Below are 20288 nucleotides of genomic sequence, written 5' to 3' on the forward strand. Positions count from 1 at the left end.
TACCGTCAGAGGTGCCCAGATGAGGCTCACTCCCCATGAGCAGGAGCGCCTGCTCATCCATGTCGCCGCCGACGTGGCGCGTGGCCGGCAGGCCCGGGGCCTGCGGCTCAACCACCCCGAGGCCGTCGCGCTGATCACCTCGCACATCCTGGAGGGTGCGCGGGACGGCCGCACGGTGGCCGAGTTGATGGCCTCGGGCCGCAAGGTGCTCTCCCGGGCGGACGTGATGACGGGGGTGGCCGAGATGATCCCCGACGTCCAGGTGGAGGCCACCTTCCCGGACGGGACCAAGCTGGTCACCGTGCACGGGCCGATCCTGTGACGCCCCCGCCGGTGCCGGGTGAAGTCCTCTACGGGGACGGGGAGATCGGGCTGAACGCCGGTCGGCCGGTGACCACCCTGGTGGTGGTCAACGCGGCCGACCGGCCGGTGCAGGTCGGCTCGCACTACCACTTCGCCGAGGCCAACCCGGGTCTGGAGTTCGACCGGGCCGCCGCGCGGGGCCTGCGGCTCAACATCCCGGCGGGCACGGCCGTGCGCTTCGAGCCGGGCATCCCGGCCGAGGTGGGCCTGGTGCCGCTCGGCGGGCGGCGGGTGGTGCCGGGGCTGCGGGGCGAGACCGGAGGGGCGCTCGATGACTGAGGCGTACGCGCTGCGGGTGAGCCGGAGCCGGTACGGCGCGCTCTACGGGCCGACGGCCGGGGACCGGATCAGGCTGGCCGACACGAACCTGCTGATCGAGATCGAGGAGGACCGCGCCGCGGGCGGCGACGAGGCCGTCTTCGGCGGCGGCAAGGTGATCCGCGAGTCCATGGGCCAGGCCCGGACCAGCCGGGCCGAGGGCGCGCCGGACACCGTGATCACCGGGGTCGTGGTGCTCGACCACTGGGGTGTGGTCAAGGGTGACCTGGGCATCCGGGACGGGCGGATCACCGTGCTCGGCAAGGCCGGGAACCCGGACACCATGGACGCCGTCCACCCCGAGCTGGTGATCGGCCCCGAGACGGAGGTGATCTCCGGCCAGGGGAAGATCCTCACCGCGGGCGGTGTGGACACCCATGTGCACTTCATCTGCCCGCAGTTGGCGGACGAGGCGCTGGCCTCGGGCATCACCACCCTGGTCGGCGGCGGCACCGGCCCGGCCGAGGGCAGCAAGGCCACCACCATCACGCCCGGCGGCTGGCACCTGGGCCGGATGTTCGCCGCGCTGGACGACTTGCCGGTCAACATCGGGCTGACCGCGAAGGGCAACACCGTCAACCCGGCCGCGCTGCACGCCCAGCTGCGCGGCGGCGCGCTCGGCTTCAAGATCCACGAAGACTGGGGCGCCACCCCGGCGGCGATCGACTCCTGTCTGCGGGTCTGCGAGCAGACCGGCGTCCAACTCGCGCTCCACACCGACACCTTGAACGAGGCCGGGTTCGTCGGCGACACCCTGGCGGCGATCGCCGGGCGGGGCGTGCACGCGTACCACACCGAGGGGGCCGGCGGCGGGCACGCGCCGGACATCATCACGGTGGTCTCCTCGCTCAACGTGCTGCCCAGCTCGACCAATCCGACCAGGCCGCACACCGTCAACACGATCGAGGAGCACCTCGACATGCTGATGGTCTGCCACCACCTGAGCCCGCACGTGCCCGAGGACCTGGCCTTCGCCGAATCCCGGATCAGACCGTCCACCATCGCCGCCGAGGGCCTGCTGCACGACCTGGGCGCCATCTCGATCATCAGCTCGGACTCGCAGGCGATGGGCCGGATCGGGGAGGTGATCCTGCGGACCTGGCAGACCGCGCACGTGGGCAAGGCCCGCTGGGGCGCGCTCCCGGGCGACGGCGCGGCGGACAACCTGCGGGCCCGGCGGTACGTCGCCAAGTACACCATCAACCCCGCCCGGGCCCAGGGCCTGGACGGCGAGATCGGCTCGGTCGAGCCCGGGAAGCTGGCGGACCTGGTGCTCTGGTCGCCCGCCTTCTTCGGGGTGAAGCCGGAGCTGGTGCTCAAGGGCGGGCAGATCGCCTGGGCGCAGCTGGGGGACGCCAACGCCTCCATCCCGACGCCGCAGCCGGTGCTGCCCCGGCCGATGTTCGGCGCCACCGGCCGGGCGCCGGCCGCCAACTCGCTCAACTTCACCTCGGCGGCGGCGATCGAGGACGGCCTGCCCGAACGGCTCGGGCTGGGCAAGCGGTTCGTCGCGATCCGGGGTACCCGGGGTGTTACCAAGGAGCACATGGTCAACAACACGGCCCGCCCGGACGTCCGGGTGGACGCCGACTCGTTCGCCGTCACGGTGGACGGCGAGCTCGTCACCCCGCAGCCCGTCGCCGAACTGCCGCTGGCACAGCGGTACTTCCTGTTCTGATGGCGGCGGCTGCCAGCCTGCTGCTGCTCGCCGACGGCCGGTTCCCGGCGGGCGGGCACGCGCACTCGGGCGGCGCCGAGGCCGCCGTCCGCAGCGGCGCGGTGCACGACGCCGCCAGCATGGCCGCCTTCCTCGGCAGCCGGCTGCGGACGGCCGGGCTGACCACGGCCGCGCTGGCGGCCGCCGCCTGCGCGGCGCTGCGCACCGAACCGTGGCCACTGCTCGCCCGGTTGGAGGAGGCGGCCGATGCCCGGACCCCCTCCGCCGCGCAGCGAGCGGTGAGCCGCAAGCTCGGCCGGCAGCTGCTGCGGGCAGGCCGGGCCGCCTGGCCGGAGCCGGTGCTGGCGGAGCTGGCCGCGCGGTACCCGGGCGGGGCGCACCAGCCGCTGGTGCTCGGCGCGGTGGGCGCGGTCGCGGGGCTCGGGCCCGGCGAGGTCGCGGCGGTGGCCGCGTACGAGAGTGTCAACGGGCCGGCCACCGCCTGTGTGCGGCTGCTCGGGCTCGATCCGTACCAGGTGGCGGCCGAACTCGCCCGGCTGGCACCGGAACTGGACGCGGTGGCGGCGCAGGCCGCCGTCACCGCGGACGACCTGGCGCTGCTGCCGGCCGCCTCGGCGCCCCTGCTCGACATCTACGCCGAACAGCACTCCTCCTGGAAGGTGCGTCTCTTTGCATCGTGACCACGTCGACCCGCTCGACCTCCCCACCCAGTACGCCCACCGCGAGGTGGCCACCGGGCGTCGCCGCGCGCTGCGGATCGGTCTCGGCGGCCCGGTCGGCTCCGGCAAGACCGCGACCGTCGCCGCGCTCTGCCGCCTGCTGCGCGAGGAACTGGCCCTCGCGGTGGTGACCAACGACATCTACACCACCGAGGACGCCGAGTTCCTGCTGCGCAACGCCGTGCTGCCGCCCGAGCGGATCACCGCCGTGGAGACCGGCTGCTGCCCGCACACCGCCATCCGGGACGACATCTCGGCGAACCTGGAGGCCGTCGAGGAGCTGGAACGCACCCTCGCGCCGCTGGACCTGGTGCTGGTGGAGTCCGGCGGGGACAACCTGACGGCCACCTTCAGCCGGGGGCTGGTGGACCACCAGATCTTCGTGATCGACGTCTCGGGCGGCGACAAGATCCCCCGCAAGGGCGGCCCCGGGGTCTCGGGAGCCGACCTGCTGGTGATCAACAAGACCGACCTCGCCCCGCTGGTCGGCGCCGACCTCGAGGTGATGGCCCGCGACGCCAAGACCCAGCGCGGCGCCCGTCCCACCGTCTTCACCTCGCTCGCGGCCGCGGACGGGATCGCCCCGGTGGCCGGGTGGGTGCGGGCCCGGGTGGCCGACTGGCGGGCCGGGTGACGGTCGCGACCCTCGCACCGGCGAGGATCGTCGCCGTGGCGGACGGGCGGGGCGGCACCGCGCTGCCCGTCCTGGAGAGCGGCGGGCCGCTCGCGCTGCGCCGGACGGCCGGGGAGGGCCGGGCGGCCCGGGTGCTGGTGGTCGGCGCGATGGCCGCGCCGGTCGGGGGCGACCGGCTGGCGCTGGACGTCCGGGTCGAGGCCGGAGCGGCGCTGGTGGTCGGCAGCGCCGCCGCCACGGTGAGCCTGCCGGGGGCGGGCAGCTCGTCGTGCGAGCTGACGATCGCGGTGGCGGAGGGGGCCGAGCTCGACTGGTACCCCGAGCCGGTGGTGGCCGCCTCGGGCAGCCACCTGGTGCTGACCACCCGGATCGAGCTGGCGGCGGGGGCCCGGCTGCGGCTGCGCGAGGAGCAGATCCTCGGCCGCCACCACGACTGGGCCCGGCAGGCCCCGCCCGGGCGCCTCACCTCCCGGCTGACCGTCCGGCAGGCCGGCCGCCTGATCCTCGACCAGCAGACCGACCTCGGCCCGGCCGACCTCGACAGCCCGGCCCAGCTCGGCGCGGGCCGCGCCGCCGGGCAGCTGCTCACCGTCGGCCACCCGGCGCCCCGCTCGGGGCCGGGCGACGTGGCCCTGCTGACCCTCGCCGGGGTGGAGGCCACGCTGCTCACGGCGGTGGCAGCCGATGCGCTGCGCCTGCGGCGGCTGCTTGCGCCGGTCGGGTGAGCCTGACCGGCCACCGGACCGGCCGGTGCCTAGGGTGGGTGGGTGAACATCCGTCAGAGCCTGCGGCACCGGCCGCTGTCGCCGCTGCGCGAGCACCTGCGGGAGTCCTTCTGGTTCGCTCCGCTACTGGCCTGCCTCGGGGCGGTGCTGCTGGCACCCGCCGCCGACTGGCTGGACTTCCAGCTGGTGAGCGAGGCCATCGCGGTGGACGGCTCGGCCGCCTCGCTGCTCTCCTTCATCGGCGCGGCCAAGAGCGTGGTCTCCACGGTCAGCTCCGCGATGCTCACCTTCATCGGTGTGGTCTTCTCGATCTCGCTGGTCTCGCTGCAGATGGGCGCCAGCCAGTTCAGCCCCCGGGTGCTGCGGCTGTACGTCCGCTCCCGGCTGACCAAGGCGACCTTCTCGGTCTGCCTGGCCACCTTCCTGTTCAGCCTGCTGGTCCAGCTCGGCTTCGAGGACGTCGGCGACAAGGGGCAGATCACCTCGGTGCCGGTGTTCGCCACCCTGATCGCCGTGCTGCTGGTGATGCTCAGCCTGGTGCTCTTCGTGCTCTACGTGCAGGCCACCCTGCGACTGCTGCGGGTACCGCACGTGATCGACCGGGTCACCAACGAATCGCTGGCCGTCATGGCGCAGTACCGCCGCCTGGAGCCGGAGATCGGCGAGCCGTCCGAGGCGGTCCAGGGGGTGACCCTGCTGCACGAGGGCCGCTCGGGCGTCCTGCGGGACATCCACATCGCCCGCCTGGTGCGCCTCGCCCGGCGGCACGACACGGTGCTCCACCTGGTGCCGATGATCGGCGACTTCGTCACGCCGGGCACCCCGACCGTGCGGCTGAGCGGCGGCAGTTCGCCCAGACCGGGCCGGATCGCCTCGGCGCTCAACGTCGGGGTGGACCGGACGATGCACCAGGACCTCAGCTTCGGCTTCCGCCAGCTGGTGGACATCGCGATCCGGGCGCTCTCCCCGGCCGTCAACGACCCGACCACCGCCGTCCAGGCACTCGACCGGGTGCACCAGCTGCTCGGCCTGCTGGTGCACTTCCGCTTCGGTGAACTGCGCTACCGCGACGGCGCGGGGGTCGTCCGGCTGGTCCAGCCGATCGCCGACTGGCAGGCGGTGATCGACCTGGCCTGCACCGAGATCCGGATCTGCGGCGCCGGGCAGCCGCAGGTGACCCGGCGTATGACCGCCATGCTGGACGACCTGCTGCGGATCGCGCCCGAGGAGCGCCGCCCGGCCCTGCACGTGCAGCGCGAACTCCTCGGACGCGCCGTCGCCGCCCAGGTCACCGATGTCCCGAACCGTGCCTTCGCGCTGACCCCCGACCGCCAGGGGATCGGCTGAACGCGGCAGGGCCCGCACAGTGGTGTCCGTGCGGGCCCTGTCGCGGGAGGTCTCAGCTCGCCGTGCGGCGCTCGAGGGAGGCGAGGTAGGCGTTGTACGCCTCGAGCTCGGCATCGCCGTCGCGGTCGGCGGCGCGGTCCTTACGCCGGGCCTGCCGCTCCTCGGACTTGGCCCACTGGAGGGTCAGGGCGATCAGCACCACCGCCGTCGGGATCTCGCCGAACGCCCAGGTGATGCCGCCGGCCATCTTCTGGTCCTCCAGCAGATCGGTGCCGGGCGGTGCCATGGTGGCGTTGAAGGTGGTCACCAGCGGGTGGGTGGCCATCATGACCGCTACGCCGAAGAAGGCGTGGAAGGGCATCCCCATGAAGAGCTCGATGATCCGCATCACGAAGCCGGGCCGGTGCGGCCCCGGGTCCACGCCCATGATCGGCCAGAAGAAGAGCATCCCGGCGAGCAGGAAGTGCACCATCATCGCGATGTGCCCGATCCGGTACTGCATCAGGTAGTCGAAGAGCGGGGTGAAGTACAGCCCGTACAGGCTGGCCACGAAGAGCGGGATGGTGAAGGCCGCGTGCGAGACCACCCGGACGTAGCGGCTGTGCAGCAGCATCACCAGCAGCTCGCGCGGGCCCTTGCCGCTGCCCTTGGCGGCCGGCCGCAGGGCTCGCAGCGAGAGCGTGATCGGCGCGCCGAGCAGGAGCAGGATCGGCGAGAGCATGGAGAGCACCATGTGCTGCATCATGTGCGCGCTGAACAGCACCATGCCGTAGTCGTTCAGCCCGCTGCAGGTGACCGCCACGATGGTGCCGAGCCCGGCCAGCCAGGCCAGCGAGCGGCTGACCGGCCAGCGGTCACCGCGCCGGTGCAGCCGGACCACGCCGGCGCCGTACAGCGCCAGCGCCACCAGGCAGCCGATCAGGAACGGCCAGTCCGGCGACCAGGTGAGGGCGGCGGACGCGGAGAAGGGTGGGAGTTGCTCCATCCCCCCGTGGTGGTGCATCCCTGCCATGCCGTCGCCCATCGGGCGGCCCCGCTTTCCCTCGTCCGACCGGCCCGCCCCGGCCCCAAGGGTCCGGTTTGGTCCGTTTTGCTTCGGACCAAGCCTAGGCGCCGCTTATCCCCGGGCCGCAGCCGACCCCGGTGTTACGCGCGCGGAGCGTCCCACGCGTAGCCGAAGGTGTACGGCACCGAGGGCTCGCCGTGCCGCGCGGTGTACTCGCCCTCGCCGCTCAGCCCGGCCAGCTCGCCGGTGCCCGAGCCGGGGACGACGGTGAAAATGCAGCGGACGGTGCCGTCGGCATGGAAGGTGCCGCGCTGTTCGATGGCGAAGGATCCCCTGCGGCCGCCGAGAGCGCCGGCGATCAGCTCGTAGCCGGCGAAGGTGCCGGTCCGCTCGGTGACGTAGGTGAAGGAGTACTCGCAGGTGGTGCCGGCGGCCTCGATGCCGCCGGTGAAGGTGTTGATGACCGAGGCGCGGGCCAGGCGGGGGTGGTCGGTCTCCGGGGTGAGGGCGGTCTCCTGCCAGTCGGTGAAGGTGAACGCGCCGGAGGTGTGCTGGGTCATGTCTCGTGCCTTCCTTGGTGAGGTGCCGGCCAGCCTCCCGGGCATTCATGCCATCTGCTGTCAGGTACGGCGGACACAATGGCGGGCATGCGCGCCGACCGACTGCTCTCGCTGCTCCTGCTGCTCCAGAACCGCGGCCGGATGACGGCCCGGGAGCTGGCGGCGGAGCTCGAGGTCTCGGTGCGCACCGTCCACCGGGACGTGGAGGCGCTCGGCGCGGCCGGGGTGCCGGTGCTCGCCGACCGCGGCCCGGCCGGCGGCTTCCGGCTGCTCGACGGCTACCGCACCCGGCTGACCGGCCTGACCTCCGAGGAGGCCCGCTCGCTCGCGCTCGCCGGAATGCCCGGCCCGGCCGCCGAGCTCGGCCTCGGGGCCGGCCTGGCCACCGCCCGGCTGAAGCTGGAGGCCGCCCTGCCGCCCGCGCTCGCCGAACGCACCCGGGAGCTTGAGGGCCGGTTCCATCTGGACGCCCCCGCGTGGTTCCGGGAGGCCGACCAGGTGCCGCACCTGGCGGCGGTGGCCGGGGCGGTCTGGGAGCAGCGGGTGCTGCGGGTGCACTACCGGCGGTGGAAGGGCGAGGTGCGGCGGGAGCTGCAGCCGCTGGGCGTGGTGCTCAAGGGCGGCATCTGGTACCTGGTCGCCGGGGTGGCGGACTCGCTGCGCACCTACCGGATCGCGCGGCTGGTCGAGGTGGAGGTGCTGGCGGCCGGGTTCGAGCGGCCGGCGGGGTTCGACCTGGCGGCGTACTGGGCGGAGAGCTCGCGGCGGCTGGAGGAGATGCGGCGGCAGGGGGTGGCACGAGTGCGGCTGTCGCCGTCCGCGCAGCGGCTGCTCCCGGCCCGCTTCGGCGCCGAGGGCTCACGCGCGCTCGAGGTGGCGGGCCCGCCGGACGCGGCGGGCTGGGTGGAGACCGACCTGAGCGTGGAAGCCCTCCCGGTCGCGGTCGGCGACCTGCTCGCCTTCGGGCCGGAGGCGGAGGTGCTCGGGCCGCCCGAGCTGCGGGCGGCCATGGCGACGGCGGTGGCGGGGTTGGCAGGGGTGTACGGCGGAGGGTAGGTGCCGGGGCTGCGCCGGAGGGGTGAGAAGGCCTGCTCGGCCGCTGCGGACCGGGCAGCGGTCCGAGTGGCGGAGCGAACCCGGGCGCCAGGACGCGCTGCCGGGAGGGGCTCGGCACACCTGACGGGGAGTGAGGCCGTTCGGTGTACCGCCGCGAAACCCGATGTCACCCGGAGGAGGGATCGACACGTCAGTGAAGGGCGAGCGGCCGAGGGGCGCTCGTTCCAGTCGAGTGTTGATGGGGTGTGGGCTTTGGACCGGCGGTTCTCTTCTTTCCCGGTGGCTGTCGCGGCGGCTGCGTCGGTTGTGGCGGGTGTGGTGGCGCCGGCCGCCGAGGCGGCTGCTCCGGCACGGACGGCGCTGGCCTCGCCCGTGCCCGGGTGGATGACGGCACCGGGCAATCTGGTGGACACCGGGGCGGCGCCGGGCGACTGGGGGCTGTCGATCCGGGTCTACCTCGCGGGGCAGGACCGGGCGGGGATGGCGGCGGCGGCGCGGCGGGTCTCCGACCCGGCCGACCCCGCGTACGCGCACTACCTGACGCCCGCGCAGTTCGCGCAGAAGTACGGCACGACGGCGGCCCAGACGGCCAAGGTGACGGGGTGGCTGACCGGGTTCGGGATGCGGGTGACCGGTACCAACGCGCACTACCTGGCGGTCACGGCCACGGTGGACCAGGTGCAGAAGGCCTTCGGCACCACGATGCACGGCTACTCCCGGCGGGCCGGCTTCCCGCCGAGCCTGCTGGCGCCGGTGGGCGGGGTCTCGGTGCCCGCCGCGCTCGGCCGGGACATCAGCACGGTGCTCGGGCTCGACAGCATGGACCCGGTGATCCCGGACGCGTCGGCGGCCGCCGACGCCAAGGCGCCGGTGACGCCGGTGGAGTCGAAGGCCAAGACCAAGGCCGCTGCCGCCGCGACGCCGCCGTGCTCGAAGTGGTGGGGCGAGAACAGTTCCCCGATCCCGCCGGTCGACGGCCGGACCAGCGCCGTCAACGGGGTCTGCGGCTACACCCCGCAGCAGCTGCGGGACGCCTACGGGGTGACGAAGAGCCCGTACACCGGCAAGGGCCGGACAGTGGCCGTCGTGCTGGACGGGGCGCTGGCGACCATGGAGGCGGACGCGGACCGGTTCTTCGCCGCGCACGGGCTGCCGGGCTTCGCGCCGGGCCAGTACAGCGAGAACTTCGGCCCCAACTTCGCCGCCACCTGCCGGGGTTACGCCAACTCGCCGGAGGAGCCGCTGGACGTGGAGACGCTCCACATCGTCGCTCCGGACGCCAAGGTGGTCTATGTCGGGGCCGACTGCGACACCGGGGCGGGCGGCTCGGTGGCCTACCTCGACGCGCACACCCGGATCGTGGACCAGCACCTGGCCGACGTGGTGACCGACTCCTTCCCCACCCGGGAGGACTCGGACTCGCCCGCCACCGCGGTGGCCTGGGACCAGGTGTTCCAGCAGGGCGCGCTGGAGGGCATCGGCTTCAACTACGCCTCCGGTGACGAAGGCGACGGCGCGGACGGTGGCGGGGCCGGCATGACGATCTTCCCGGCCTCCTCCCAGTGGGCCACCGCCGTCGGCGGCACCACGCTCGAGATCGGCAAGACCGGCAAGGTGGTCGGCGAACTGGGCTGGGGCTCCAACGCCGCGCAGATCAACCCGCAGGGCACCGGCTACCTGACCCCGCCGCCCGGGAACTTCTTCATGGGCTCGGGCGGCGGGCGCAGCTCGCTGACCGCCCAGCCCTGGTACCAGAAGAACGTGGTGCCCTCGGCGCTGGCGACGGCCGGCGGCACCGGCCCGGCGCGCCGGGTGCTGCCCGACGTCGCGGCCGACGGTGACCGGCTCACCGGCTGGCTGGTCGGGTTCACCGGCCAGGACGGCACGTACCGCGAGGAGCTCGGCGCCGGTACCAGCGGCTCGTCGCCGCTGGTCACCGGTCTGGAGGCGGACGCCGGCCAGGCGGCCGGCCACGCGCTCGGCTTCGCCAACCCGCTGCTCTACAAGCTGCGCGGCACCCCGGCGATCCACGACGTGGTGCCCGCCACGGCCGCGCAGGCCGAGCCGGTGCTGAGCTACCTGCCGAGCTGGCAGTCCCCGGGAACGTTCGACGCCTACCTGACCCAGCCCGACCACGACAGCAGCCTGAGGACGGCGGCGGGCTACGACGACGTCACCGGTGTCGGCTCGGTGACCGCGGAGTTCGTCCGCTCCTTCGCACGCAGGTGAGGGACGGCCCGCGCCCTCCGGTTCTCCCCGACCGGAGGGCGCGGGCGGCTTGTGCGCCGTCAGCCGAGGCCGAGGGTGCCGGCGACCTGGTCGGCCATGGCGGCCTCGCCCTGGGCGTTCGGGTGGACGGGCACGTAGTTGGTGCCGAACAGCACCGGCTCGACCCAGCGGGTGCCGATCGGCCGGCAGGCGTCGTGGCCGTCGGAGACGGCGGACATGTCGACGTAGGTGGCCCCGGTGTCGGCGGCCGCGCGCTGGACGGCCGAGTTGAGGTGCGTCTGCAGGTCGCGCAGGTACGGGATGTCGCCGGAGGCGATCGGCATCTTGGCGAAGCAGCCGGGCACGGCCTGGCTCGGCACGATCCACGGGTAACCGACGATGGCCACCTGGGCGTTCGGGGCCTTGGCCCGGACGGCCTGGAGGGCGGAGACCAGGGCCGGGTAGGTGGTGTTGTCCACGGTGTCGTCGAACTTGGAGCCGTAGAGGCTCTGGCAGGGGTGGCCGAAGCCGAGGGTGACGACGCCGGCCGAGCCGCAGGCGAGGATCGCGTCGATGAAGGTGCTGCTGTCGTTGCCGCCGATGGTCATGGTGACCAGGTCGGTGTCCGGTCCGAGGGCGTCCAACTGCGGTGCCACGCCCGGGTACTGGGAGCCCGCGAAGTCCTTGGTCTGGGCGCCGCCGCAGGTGACGTCGGTCAGGCTCAGCCCGGCCGCGGCGGCCAGGTCGTGCGGGTAGTTCGCGCTGGAGCGGGCGCACAGCAGCGGCGCGCTCAGGTCGAGCGGCAGGACGCCCGAGCCGGCACTGTAACTGTCGCCGAGGGCAACGTAGTTGACCGGCGAGTCGGCCTGGGCCTGGGCCGGCAGGGCGAGGCCGATCGTGGCGAGAGTGGCGGCGGCGGTGAGGAGGGACGCCAGGCGGCGGGTGCGGAGCGACATGGAGGGGCTCCTTGCAAGGTGGGGGGTGGGGGCTTGCAACGGGTTGGGGGCGTGCCGGAGCGGGCCCTGGGCCGTGGGGGCGGCCGGGCCGAGCCTCGGAGAAGTTACTCGCCGGGAAGTTACCCACTGGTCAGTGCGCGGTCAACGACTCCGGCACGAACTGTCACAGAGCCGGGGCCCGAAGGCCCCGGCCGGTGAGTGGCCGGTCAGCTGCCGGTCAGCGGTTGTCGGGCCAGGTGTAGCCGAGCTCCTCGGCGCGGGCGCGGCTGCCGCCGACGAGCTGGGCGTAGCGCTTCGGATCCTCTTCGCCCAGGCGGCGCAGGGCGGCCTCGGCTTGGAGCTCGGGTGGGGTGCCGTCGTCCGGGATGACCCAGGAGAACTGGAGGAAGTCGAGGACCGACCCCGCCAGGCCCGGTGCGTACAGGAAGGTCACCACAGCTGTGTCGGGGTGGTCGTGACCGGTGCTGATCCACCCCCGGCGGGCATCCCAGCGGCTCAACAGCTCGGGCCGGTCGATCAGTTGGGCTTCGATCAGCCGGGCGACGGTGCGGGCCGGCCAGCACCAGGATGCGTCCTGCTCGGCCCGGGCGAGCTCCGCGTCGTAGGCGGCGGCGTCGAAGCGGTGGGCCGGCGGCAGGTTGGTGGGGGCTCCGGGGTGGGGCATGGTCCGCCGCCAGTGCTCCCAGACCACCTGCTCCCCGTCCCGGCGGATGGTGACGTACAGCGCGCCGCAGCACCCCTCGGTGCAGGAGGCCTCGGCGAGTTGCACCTCGCGAGGCTCCTCCCCGGCGCGCAGCAGGCCGCGGTCGAGGAGGTACTCGGGGCGGTGGGCCTGTCCGTCGCCGAACCAGGCCGGGACCACCGGGCGGCCGCCGATCAGGATCCGGGTCTCGACGGTGCGCTGGTCCGCCGGATCTCCCGCCACCACGTCGATCCGGAACTCGTCGGTGCCCGAGCGGAGTTCGAACGGGCGGTGCCCGGTACGGCGGATCCAGTCGGCCCGGCGGCGCTGGTCCGGCTCGGTGGCGGTGGCGCCCGCCGCCGACCGGAGCGGCTCGGCCAGCAGCCGCCCGAGCTCGCGCAGCAGCGTCGCGCGCCGCCCGGGCGGCCAGGGCAGGAGTGCGGCGATGCCGCTGTCGAGGTCCAGGGCGAGGGACAGCAGCATCGCCGTGCTGTCGAGCGTGGGCGGCAGCAGGTGCGCCCGGGTGACGACGGTGCCGTACAGGCGGACCGCCTCGCGGTAGGGGAGCAGGTCGTCCGGGTCGCCCTGCGAACAGCCCATCCGGGCCAGGAGCCGCCCGGCGAGGGCGAGCAGGTCGGTGTCGGAGGGGGCGAGATCGAGCAGGTCGGCGAGGCCGGACGCCTCGGCGATGCGGCGGGCGGTGGAGCTGAAGACGGTGCGGCGGACGGACGGCAGGGCGAGCAGTTCGGTGCGCACGGCCGACCCGTCGTCCGCCCGGAGGGCTTGGACGAGTGGGTGCAGCCCGTCAGGATGACTGCCGACGGTGAGCCACAGCAGGGCGGCGGCGCGTCGGTCGAGCGTGTCGAGGGCATGGACCGCCAGGCGGGTGAGCGCCCGGAACTGCCCGAGCACCGCGAGGTACGGCACGTCCTCGGGCTCGCCGAGGCGGCGCAGGAGGGTGATGCCGGTGGCGACGACGGGTGCCGTCCGGCCCGTCCGGACCAGTTGTCGGGCCAACTCGCGTACCATGCCGAGCGGTTCGGGCGGACGCGGCATCTCCTCGACGGCCAGGCGGATCAGCTGCAGGTGGTGACGGCGGACGCCGAGCTGTTCGAAACGGGCCTGCAGAGCGGCCGGGGTGTCGGGGAGCGGACTGAGCGCGGCCAGGGCCGCCGCCATCACCTCGCGCCGGTCGAACGGCTCGCGATCCGGCTCGTCGGGCTGCTCCGGGAGGTCGAAACCGCGCCGGGGCGGCAGACCGCCCGGTGACTCGCGCAGCAGACGTGCGGCGTGGTCGTGCAGAGCGGTCGGCGGAGTGAGCGCACTGCGCTCGGCCGGGGTGGTCACCGGCTGGGGTGGGACTCGATTCCGTAGGTCATGCGCGCAGTCTGCCAGCCGGCCCGCGCCGTGTCCAAGGAGTTCCGCCGGACTCGCGCACCACCGGCTCGAGGCCTTCTGCGAGCGCCTCCTCGAGCGGGTCCGGCCGGGGGACAACGACGACGGCGTCGCGCTGCCGGCCCTGCGGGTGCCGCGCTGAGGCCCGCTCAGGAGACGGTGAGGGCTGACGAACGCGGTGGTGCCGCCGTCGCTCTCAGCCGCGCCAGACCGGGCGGAGGCGCTCCGCGGCCTCGGCGGCCTGCCGCAGGCCGGCCTGGTGGGCGGGTACCCAGGCCGCCCGGTCGTTCAGGTCCGGGCCGAACCCGGCCACGGCCGCCGGATCGGGTTCGAGAGTCACCACGGTGTGCGCCGCGGCCACCGCCAACTCCTGCCGGAGCAGCTCGCGGGGGAAGAGGTGCGCCTGCGGGTCGATCACGACGAGCGTGCGGGCGCCGGCCGCGAGCCGGGCGTTGGTCGCCGAGTGCAGCGAGCCGTCCAGGTGCCGGCGGCCGTTGAGGGTGATCGGCGGGTAGATGCCCGGGAAGGCCGTGCTCGCCGCCACGGCGGAGGACAGCTCCACGCCGCTCGCGCGGTCGAACACCGCCTGCTCGCCGGTCCCGGCGTCCGTCACGGGCACGAGCAGGCGCCGCTCGGGCCACCGGTCGGTGCCGATCATGGTGCGCATCCGGGAGACATGGGCCTGCTCGGGGCCGGTGTCCGCGGCGAGCGCGATCACGCCCACCCGGCGGCGCGCCCCCGCCGGGTCCGCGGCGGCCCCGGCCAGCACGGCGAACGCCTCGCCCAGGCGGCGCCGGTCCACCTGGGGAGGTGTGCTGCCGGCTGCGGGGCGCACCGGGGTGGCGAGCCGGCCGAGGTCCTGGCCGGTGGCCAGCAGCGTGGCGGTGATGGCGCCGGCGGAGGTGCCGACGAACAGGTCCGCGGCGGCGAGGTCCACTCCGGCGAGGCGCAGACCGCGGGCGAGGCCGGCCGTCCAGGCCGTGCCGACGAGACCTCCGGCGCCCAGGACGACCGCCTGATCGGGTGCTTGCACGACTGGCTCCCCTCGATTGTTGAAACAGTCGTACCATATACTCAAGCTGGTTCGGATCGATGTCGGAGTGAGAGGACGGTCCGCCGTGGGACGGCCTGCGGATCCCGGTCGGCGCGAGGCCACGTTGGCCCGGGCGACCGACTACGTCCTGGCGCAGGGCCTGGCCGGGTTGAGCCTGCGGCCGTTGGCGGCGGCCCTCGGCACCAGTCCGCGGATGCTGCTGTACGACTTCGGCAGCAAGCAGGAGTTGGTGGCCGCCGTGCTCGCCGAGGCTCGGCGCCGTGGTGCGGCCAGGCTGGCCGAGGGCCTCCCGAGGGAGGCGGGCTCCCCGGAGGAGCACCTGCGCGGCATCTGGGCCTGGTTCAGCTCGCCGGAGCGCGCCCCGTACGTCCGGCTGATCTTCGAGGTGCACGCCGACGGCCTCGCCCACCCGGAGAACTACCCGGACCAGGCCGAGGCGGTCACGGGCTGGTTCGACACCCTCGGCGGCCTGCTCCGCGGTGTCACCACCGGCCCGGGCGACACCGTGACTCCCACGCTGGCCATGGCCGTCGTCCGGGGCCTGCTGTTCGACCTCACGACGACGGGCGACCGCCGTCGCACCGATCTCGCACTGGAGCGCTTCTGCGAGCTGCTCCGGACCTGACCGGGCGTCAGGCCGGAGCCGATGAGCGGCGACTCAGGGTCGCTGGTCCAGGCCCGGCGAGCCGGACGGGCCCCGGCCTCGGGAGGACCAGAGGGGCTCGTAGGAGGCCCAGGCGCGCTGCCAGGCGCGGTCGGCGCGGCGGTCGAGGGCGTGCAGGCGGGTGTGCAGGGCGAGGGCGAGGAGCGCGGCGAGGCCGCCGAAGGTGAACAGGCCGAGGGCGACGGCCTCGGCGGCGAGGCCGGCGGTGGTCGGGGGAGCGGCGGCAGGGTCGCCGTTGTCGTCCACCCAGAGGCGGGCGGTGGAGCCGGTGGCGGCGGAGGCGGCGACGGTGACCGGGCCCGAGTGGGGCTGCCCGGGCGGGTACGTCCAGGTGGCTTCGGCCGTGAAGACGGCGGTGTCCGCGTGGCCGGCCGGGGGCGGGTGGCCGGCCGGGGTGAGCAGGACGGCCTCGAGGTGGTGCCGGTGGGCGGTGGCCGTCCTGGCGCGGTGCGCGGCGTCGGCGAGCTCGTGGACGGTGACGGCGCCGCCCAGCAGGAGGGCCGGCGCGAGCCCGAGCACGGTGAGCAGCAGCGCCCGGCTGCGCGAGCCGTCCAGCGGCCGGGCCAGCGCGCCGGTCGGGCGGCCGAGCGCGCGGTGCAGGTGGCTGCGCCAGGGCCGGTGCGGGGCGCCGGGTGTGCTGGGCATGGACGGCGAGCTCCTTCACTGGGGCGGGCGGGGCGGTCGGTGGCCCATTCTCGTCCCCGCGCGGCCGCCGGGGCCAGGGATCACCGGCCCCGGGCTGCCGGCCTGTCGGCGCGACAGCCCGAAGGAGAGTCAGATCCGCGGCGCGGCGGCGGCCGGGCTCACTGGCGGTGGTCCTTCCGGCCGGTGCGGTGCACGCCGGTGCGGGCCAGGACGCCGGAGTGGTGCAGGGCCTCGCGGGCGGCGGCGATGGCTTCGGGAGTGGTGCCGAACACCCGCTTCGCGGCGTACAGCCCGTCCAGCACGCCGAGGGCGTCGAGGGTGCGCCGGTGGCCGTCCTGGATGCCGGAGACGAGCACCAGGACGCCGCGCCGCTCGAGCTTGGCGATCGCGTCGCCCAGCACCCGCGCGCCGGTGGCGTCCAGCGCGCTCACCCGGGACAGCCGCAGGATCACCACCCGTACGTCGCCGGTCTCGGCGAGTTCGAGCAGGAAGCGGTGGGCGGCGGCGAAGAAGACCGGGCCGTCGATCCGGTACGCCACGATGTGCTCGGCCAGCAGGGCCTGCTCCTCCTCGTGATGGTCGGCGGGCGGCAGGCCTTCGTGCAGTGGCACCCGGGTGAGGGCGGCCGAGAGCGCGACCTGACGCAGGGCCAGGGCGCCGGCCACCAGCAGGCCGACGATCACGGCGGTGACCAGGTCGAAGGCCAGTGTCGCGGCGGCGGTCAGCGCCATGACGGCGGCCTCGCCCCGGCCGCTTCGGGCCAGCGCGCGCAGCGAGGCGACCTCCACCATCCGGGCGGCGGTGGCGATCAGCACCCCGGCCAGCGCCGCCAGCGGGATGCCCGACACCAGCGGCGCGGCGGCGAACACCACCACCGCGAGCACCGCCGCGTGGGCCAGGGCCGCCAGCCTGGAGGCCGCTCCGGAGCGGACGTTGACGGCGGTGCGGGCGATCGCGCCGGTGGCCGCGACGCCGCCGAACAGCGGCGCGACCAGATTGGCCAGGCCCTGGCCGAACAGCTCGCGGTCGCTGTCGTGGCGCTCGCTGACGCTCATCGCGTCCGCCGCCGTCGCCGACATCAGCGACTCCAGGGCGGCCAGGGCCGCCACCGCGACCGCCGCGGTGGCCAGTTGCGGCACCTCGGCCGGGTGCAGGAAGCCGAGGGAGGGCGCGGGCAGCCCGGCGGGCAGCCGGCCGATCGTCGCCACGTCCAGGTGGGCGAGGGCGGCGGCGAGCGTCGCGGCGGCGACGGCGAGCAGGGAGAACGGGACGCCCGGGCGCAGCCGGGCCCCGATCAGCATGACGGCCGCCACCCCGGCGGCCAGGGCGAGCGGGGCGAGGTGGGGGTGGCCGAGGTAGTCGGTTGCCCCGCGCCAGGCGGTGACCACGACGTTCTCCGCGCCGGAGGGCCGGACGCCGAGCGCGGCGGGGACTTGCTGCAGGGCGATCACCCCGGCGATGCCGACCGTGAAGCCCTCCACCACCGGAGCCGGTACGTAGGCCATGAACCGCCCGGCCCCGGCCAGGGCGGCGGCGATCAGCAGCACCCCGGCGAGCAGGCCCACCGTCAGTACCCCGCCGGTGCCGTGCCGGTGCACGATCGGCACCAGCACCACCGTCATCGCCCCGGTCGGGCCGCTGACCTGCAGGTTCGAGCCGCCGAACAGCGCGGCCAGGGCCCCGGCCACCACTGCGGTCGCCAGCCCCGCCGCCGCCCCGGCGCCGGAGGCGACCCCGAAGCCGAGCGCCAGCGGCAGTGCGACGATCGCCACCGTCAGGCCCGCCAGCAGGTCCTTGCGCGGCGAGCGGCCCATGGTCGCCAGGGTCCGGCGGTCCGGCAGCACGGCGCGCACCCGCTCCAGGGCGTTCATCCGGTCTCGGCCTGTCGCCTCGGCACTGCCACGTTCGGGCCTCCGCCTCTCCCTGCTGTCCTGCTGAGTGCGCGATGCATCATCTATTAAATTGAAGAATTCTTCAAATGCTGATGCCATTGCGGCCCAGGGCCGGTGGTTCAGGCGAGCCGCCGGGCGCCGGTGGACGGGTGAGCGGTGAAGCAGTCGGGGGCGGACAGGCCGGCGGTGCGGAAAGCGTCGGTGACGGCCTGGGTGACGTGGGGCAGGTCGGCCGTCTCCAGCAGGACGAGGACGGAGCCGCCGAAGCCGCCGCCGGTCATCCGGGCGCCGAGGGCGCCGGCGGCGAGGGCGGTGTCCACCGCGAGGTCGGTCTCGGGGCAGGAGACCCGGTAGTCCTCGCGCAGCGAGGCGTGCCCGGCGGTCAGGACGGGGCCCAGCTCGCGGATCCGGCCGGCGTCGAGCAGGGCGACGGCCTCGGTGACCCGGGCGTTCTCGGTCACCACGTGGCGGACCAGCGGCAGCAGTTCGGCGGGCAGCCGGCTCGTCGCCACGCCCAGATCGGCCGTGGTGAGATCGCGAAGGGCGGCTACGCCGAGCAGTCCGGCGGCCCGTTCGCAGCCCTGGCGGAGCTCGGCGTAGGCGCCGTCGCCCAGGTCGTGCTTGACCCGGGTGTCGACGACCAGCAGGCTCAGCCCGGCGGGCTCGAGGTCGACCGGGATGTGCCGGAGCCCGAGCGAGCGGGTGTCGAGCAGTAGGGCGTGGCCCACCGTGCAGCAGGCGGAGGCCAGTTGGTCCATCGCCCCGCAGGGCACCCCGGCGAAGAGGTGCTCCGCCCGCTGGGCGATCAGCGCCAACTCCGGCCCGGAGAGCGGGAGACGGTGGAGATCGCGGAGCGCGAGAGCGGTGGCGCACTCGAGGGCGGCGGAGGAGGACAGGCCCGCACCGGGCGGCACGTCGCTGGTGACGTACAGATCGGCGCCGCCGACCGGGTGCCCGGCCGCGCGCAGCGCCCAGAGGACTCCGGCGGGGTAGCGGGCCCAGCCGGAGACCGTGCCCGGGGCCAGTTCGGCGACGGCGAGCGGGCCGGGCGGCGGGTCGGCCTGGCCACTGTGCAGGCGCAGCAGTCCGTCCGAACGGCGGCGGGCCGCCACCCGGGTGGTGTGCGGCAGTGCGATCGGCAGCGCGAACCCGTCGTTGTAGTCGGTGTGTTCACCGATCAGGTTGACCCGGCCGGGCGCCGCCCAGACGCCCTCCGGCGCGGCGCCGAACATCCGGTGGAACTCTCGCTCGATCCCGGCGGTCATGGTGCCAGCTCCCGCAGCCGCCGCGCCGCGGCCTCCGGCGAGATGTCGTTCACGAAGGCGTCCATGCCGGACTCCACGCCGGCCAGGTGCTTGAGCTTGCCCGCCGCGCGGCGGACGGTGAACAGCTCCAGGTGCAGGGCGAGTTCGGCCGCGTCGTGGTGGGGTGCCTGGTGCCAGGCGGCGATGTACGGAGTCGGGGCCCAGGGCTGCCCCGGCTCGGTGAAGAGCCGGTCGAAGCGCCGCAGCAAGTCCAGGTAGACGGCGGGGAATTCGGCCCGCTCGGCCTCGGTGAGCGCGGTCAGGTCGGGCACCCGGCGGTTGGGGTGGAGGTGGACTTCGTACGGCCAGCGGGCGGCGTACGGGACGAAGGCCGTCCAGTGTTCGGTGGCGAGGACGACCCGGTCGCCGGTGCGTTCCCGTGCGAGCAGGTCCTCGAAGAGGTTGCGGCCGGTGGCGGCCCGGTGCCGGGCGGCCTGCTGGAGCATCCGGGCGGTGCGGGGGGTGACGAGCGGGAAGGCGTAGATCTGGCCGTGCGGGTGGGCGAGCGTGACGCCGATCTCCGCGCCCCGGTTCTCGAAGCAGTAGACCTGTGCCACGCCGGGGAGTTGCCGCAGTTCGGCGGTGCGGTCGGTCCAGGCGTCCAGTACGAGCCGGGCCCGGCCTTCGTCGAGGTCGGCGAAGGAGGAGCCGTGGTCCGGGGTGAAGCAGACCACCTCGCAGCGGCCGACCCCGCCGGAGAGGGAGGGGAAGCGGTTCTCGAACACGGCGACCTGGTAGTCGCCCGAGGGGATCTCGCTGAGCCGGCCGTCCCGCGAGGGGCAGAGCGGGCATTCGTCGGCGGGCGGGTGGTAGGTACGGCCCTGGCGGTGCGCGGCGATCGTGACCCAGTCGCCGGTCACCGCGTCCAGGCGGATCTCCGAGGGGTTCGGCTCGGCGGCCGTGAGCGGCCGCTCGTCGTGCGCCTCCCTGAGCGGGGCGTCGTCGGCGTCGAAGAAGATCAGCTCACGGCCGTCGGCGAGCTTGGCGGTGGTCTTTCTCATGATTCGACAGACTCGAACGCGATGAAACGGAAGTCAACGGACGGCCGGTGAATCAGGTAGTCAGGGCCAGTAGTTGGGGGA

At 74.5% G+C, this 20288-nt stretch carries 19 protein-coding genes; 10 read left to right on the top strand and 9 right to left on the bottom strand.

All coding sequences use genetic code 11. From position 1 onward, the window contains the following. Positions 1–19: 19 nt before the first annotated feature. From ABT095_RS19015 to ABT095_RS19045, 7 genes are read left to right on the top strand one after another with little or no spacing between them, the layout of a single operon-like run. Positions 20–322, top strand: coding sequence for an urease subunit gamma (locus ABT095_RS19015; RefSeq protein ID WP_350530597.1), 303 nt, complete (start codon positions 20–22; stop codon positions 320–322). 11 nt (positions 323–333) lie between these two features. Next, positions 334–642: an urease subunit beta gene (locus ABT095_RS19020; RefSeq protein WP_350530598.1), complete on the top strand. Its 309-nt coding sequence runs from the start codon at positions 334–336 to the stop codon at positions 640–642. Then, positions 635–2359, top strand: coding sequence for an urease subunit alpha (locus ABT095_RS19025; RefSeq protein ID WP_350530599.1), 1725 nt, complete (start codon positions 635–637; stop codon positions 2357–2359). Before ABT095_RS19020 ends, ABT095_RS19025 begins: the two co-directional genes overlap by 8 nt. Continuing rightward, on the top strand, positions 2359–3039 hold the full coding sequence (locus tag ABT095_RS19030; protein WP_350530600.1) for an urease accessory protein UreF: 681 nt from the start codon (positions 2359–2361) through the stop codon (positions 3037–3039). The genes ABT095_RS19025 and ABT095_RS19030 overlap by 1 nt, the downstream gene beginning before the upstream one ends. Further along, a complete protein-coding gene (gene ureG / locus ABT095_RS19035) occupies positions 3029–3712 on the top strand; it encodes an urease accessory protein UreG (RefSeq protein ID WP_502884924.1) in 684 nt (227 codons plus the stop codon). The genes ABT095_RS19030 and ureG overlap by 11 nt, the downstream gene beginning before the upstream one ends. Further along, entirely contained in the window at positions 3709–4437 is a 729-nt protein-coding gene (locus ABT095_RS19040) for an urease accessory protein UreD (protein ID WP_350530601.1), read from the top strand. The genes ureG and ABT095_RS19040 overlap by 4 nt, the downstream gene beginning before the upstream one ends. Before the next feature lie 42 nt (positions 4438–4479). Next, complete coding sequence (locus ABT095_RS19045; RefSeq protein WP_350530602.1) at positions 4480–5784, top strand: DUF2254 domain-containing protein; 1305 nt, start codon at positions 4480–4482, stop codon at positions 5782–5784. A gap of 52 nt (positions 5785–5836) precedes the next feature. Here the strand turns inward: ABT095_RS19045 and ABT095_RS19050 are convergent, their stop codons facing one another. Beyond that, on the bottom strand, positions 5837–6787 hold the full coding sequence (locus ABT095_RS19050) for a cytochrome c oxidase assembly protein (RefSeq protein ID WP_350530665.1): 951 nt from the start codon (positions 6785–6787) through the stop codon (positions 5837–5839). 143 nt (positions 6788–6930) lie between these two features. Beyond that, positions 6931–7350: a DUF3224 domain-containing protein gene (locus ABT095_RS19055; protein ID WP_350530603.1), complete on the bottom strand. Its 420-nt coding sequence runs from the start codon at positions 7348–7350 to the stop codon at positions 6931–6933. 87 nt (positions 7351–7437) lie between these two features. Here ABT095_RS19055 and ABT095_RS19060 point away from each other — a divergent pair, with 87 nt between their 5' ends. Beyond that, positions 7438–8406, top strand: a complete 969-nt coding sequence (locus ABT095_RS19060; protein ID WP_350530604.1) for a helix-turn-helix transcriptional regulator — start codon at positions 7438–7440, stop codon at positions 8404–8406. 279 nt (positions 8407–8685) lie between these two features. Then, positions 8686–10635 (top strand): S53 family peptidase, encoded by a 1950-nt coding sequence (locus ABT095_RS19065; RefSeq protein ID WP_350530605.1) that lies wholly within the window; start codon positions 8686–8688, stop codon positions 10633–10635. A 59-nt stretch (positions 10636–10694) separates the two neighbouring features. Here ABT095_RS19065 and ABT095_RS19070 read toward each other — a convergent pair whose 3' ends face one another. From ABT095_RS19070 to ABT095_RS19080, 3 genes are all read right to left on the bottom strand, one after another. Further along, positions 10695–11570 (bottom strand): SGNH/GDSL hydrolase family protein, encoded by an 876-nt coding sequence (locus ABT095_RS19070; RefSeq protein ID WP_350530606.1) that lies wholly within the window; start codon positions 11568–11570, stop codon positions 10695–10697. 217 nt (positions 11571–11787) lie between these two features. Further along, complete coding sequence (locus ABT095_RS19075; protein WP_350530607.1) at positions 11788–13599, bottom strand: hypothetical protein; 1812 nt, start codon at positions 13597–13599, stop codon at positions 11788–11790. Between the two features lie 244 nt (positions 13600–13843). Continuing rightward, entirely contained in the window at positions 13844–14680 is an 837-nt protein-coding gene (locus ABT095_RS19080; RefSeq protein ID WP_350530608.1) for a patatin-like phospholipase family protein, read from the bottom strand. Positions 14681–14765: 85 nt separating this feature from the next. On the opposite strand from ABT095_RS19080, the gene ABT095_RS19085 reads away from it, so the two are divergent. Further along, positions 14766–15326 carry a TetR/AcrR family transcriptional regulator gene (locus tag ABT095_RS19085; RefSeq protein ID WP_350530609.1) on the top strand — a complete coding sequence of 187 codons (561 nt, stop codon included), beginning with the start codon at positions 14766–14768 and terminating at the stop codon, positions 15324–15326. 33 nt (positions 15327–15359) lie between these two features. Here ABT095_RS19085 and ABT095_RS19090 read toward each other — a convergent pair whose 3' ends face one another. The 4 genes from ABT095_RS19090 to galT form a co-directional block, all read right to left on the bottom strand. Then, positions 15360–16010: an Rv1733c family protein gene (locus ABT095_RS19090; protein ID WP_350530610.1), complete on the bottom strand. Its 651-nt coding sequence runs from the start codon at positions 16008–16010 to the stop codon at positions 15360–15362. Positions 16011–16168: 158 nt separating this feature from the next. Further along, positions 16169–17881, bottom strand: coding sequence for a SulP family inorganic anion transporter (locus ABT095_RS19095; protein ID WP_350530611.1), 1713 nt, complete (start codon positions 17879–17881; stop codon positions 16169–16171). A 140-nt stretch (positions 17882–18021) separates the two neighbouring features. Continuing rightward, positions 18022–19167: a galactokinase gene (gene galK, locus ABT095_RS19100; protein WP_350530612.1), complete on the bottom strand. Its 1146-nt coding sequence runs from the start codon at positions 19165–19167 to the stop codon at positions 18022–18024. After that, positions 19164–20207, bottom strand: coding sequence for a galactose-1-phosphate uridylyltransferase (galT, locus tag ABT095_RS19105; protein ID WP_350530613.1), 1044 nt, complete (start codon positions 20205–20207; stop codon positions 19164–19166). Before galT ends, galK begins: the two co-directional genes overlap by 4 nt. Between the last annotated feature and the right edge of the window lie 81 nt (positions 20208–20288).

The sequence above is a fragment of the Kitasatospora sp. NPDC002227 genome (assembly GCF_040296285.1).
Taxonomy (GTDB): Bacteria; Actinomycetota; Actinomycetes; order Streptomycetales; family Streptomycetaceae; genus Kitasatospora.

Bases quoted from the DNA above. Each gene is read 5' to 3' on its own strand.
- ABT095_RS19015 (WP_350530597.1), top strand. From the start codon at position 20: ATGAGGCTCACTCCCCATGAGCAGGAGCGCCTGCTCATCCATGTCGCC.
- ABT095_RS19025 (WP_350530599.1), top strand. From the start codon at position 635: ATGACTGAGGCGTACGCGCTGCGGGTGAGCCGGAGCCGGTACGGCGCG.
- ABT095_RS19030 (WP_350530600.1), top strand. From the start codon at position 2,359: ATGGCGGCGGCTGCCAGCCTGCTGCTGCTCGCCGACGGCCGGTTCCCG.
- ABT095_RS19050 (WP_350530665.1), bottom strand. From the start codon at position 6,787: ATGCACCACCACGGGGGGATGGAGCAACTCCCACCCTTCTCCGCGTCC.
- ABT095_RS19055 (WP_350530603.1), bottom strand. From the start codon at position 7,350: ATGACCCAGCACACCTCCGGCGCGTTCACCTTCACCGACTGGCAGGAG.
- ABT095_RS19060 (WP_350530604.1), top strand. From the start codon at position 7,438: ATGCGCGCCGACCGACTGCTCTCGCTGCTCCTGCTGCTCCAGAACCGC.
- ABT095_RS19070 (WP_350530606.1), bottom strand. From the start codon at position 11,570: ATGTCGCTCCGCACCCGCCGCCTGGCGTCCCTCCTCACCGCCGCCGCC.
- ABT095_RS19090 (WP_350530610.1), bottom strand. From the start codon at position 16,010: ATGCCCAGCACACCCGGCGCCCCGCACCGGCCCTGGCGCAGCCACCTG.
- ABT095_RS19095 (WP_350530611.1), bottom strand. From the start codon at position 17,881: ATGAACGCCCTGGAGCGGGTGCGCGCCGTGCTGCCGGACCGCCGGACC.
- galK (WP_350530612.1), bottom strand. From the start codon at position 19,167: ATGACCGCCGGGATCGAGCGAGAGTTCCACCGGATGTTCGGCGCCGCG.
- galT (WP_350530613.1), bottom strand. From the start codon at position 20,207: ATGAGAAAGACCACCGCCAAGCTCGCCGACGGCCGTGAGCTGATCTTC.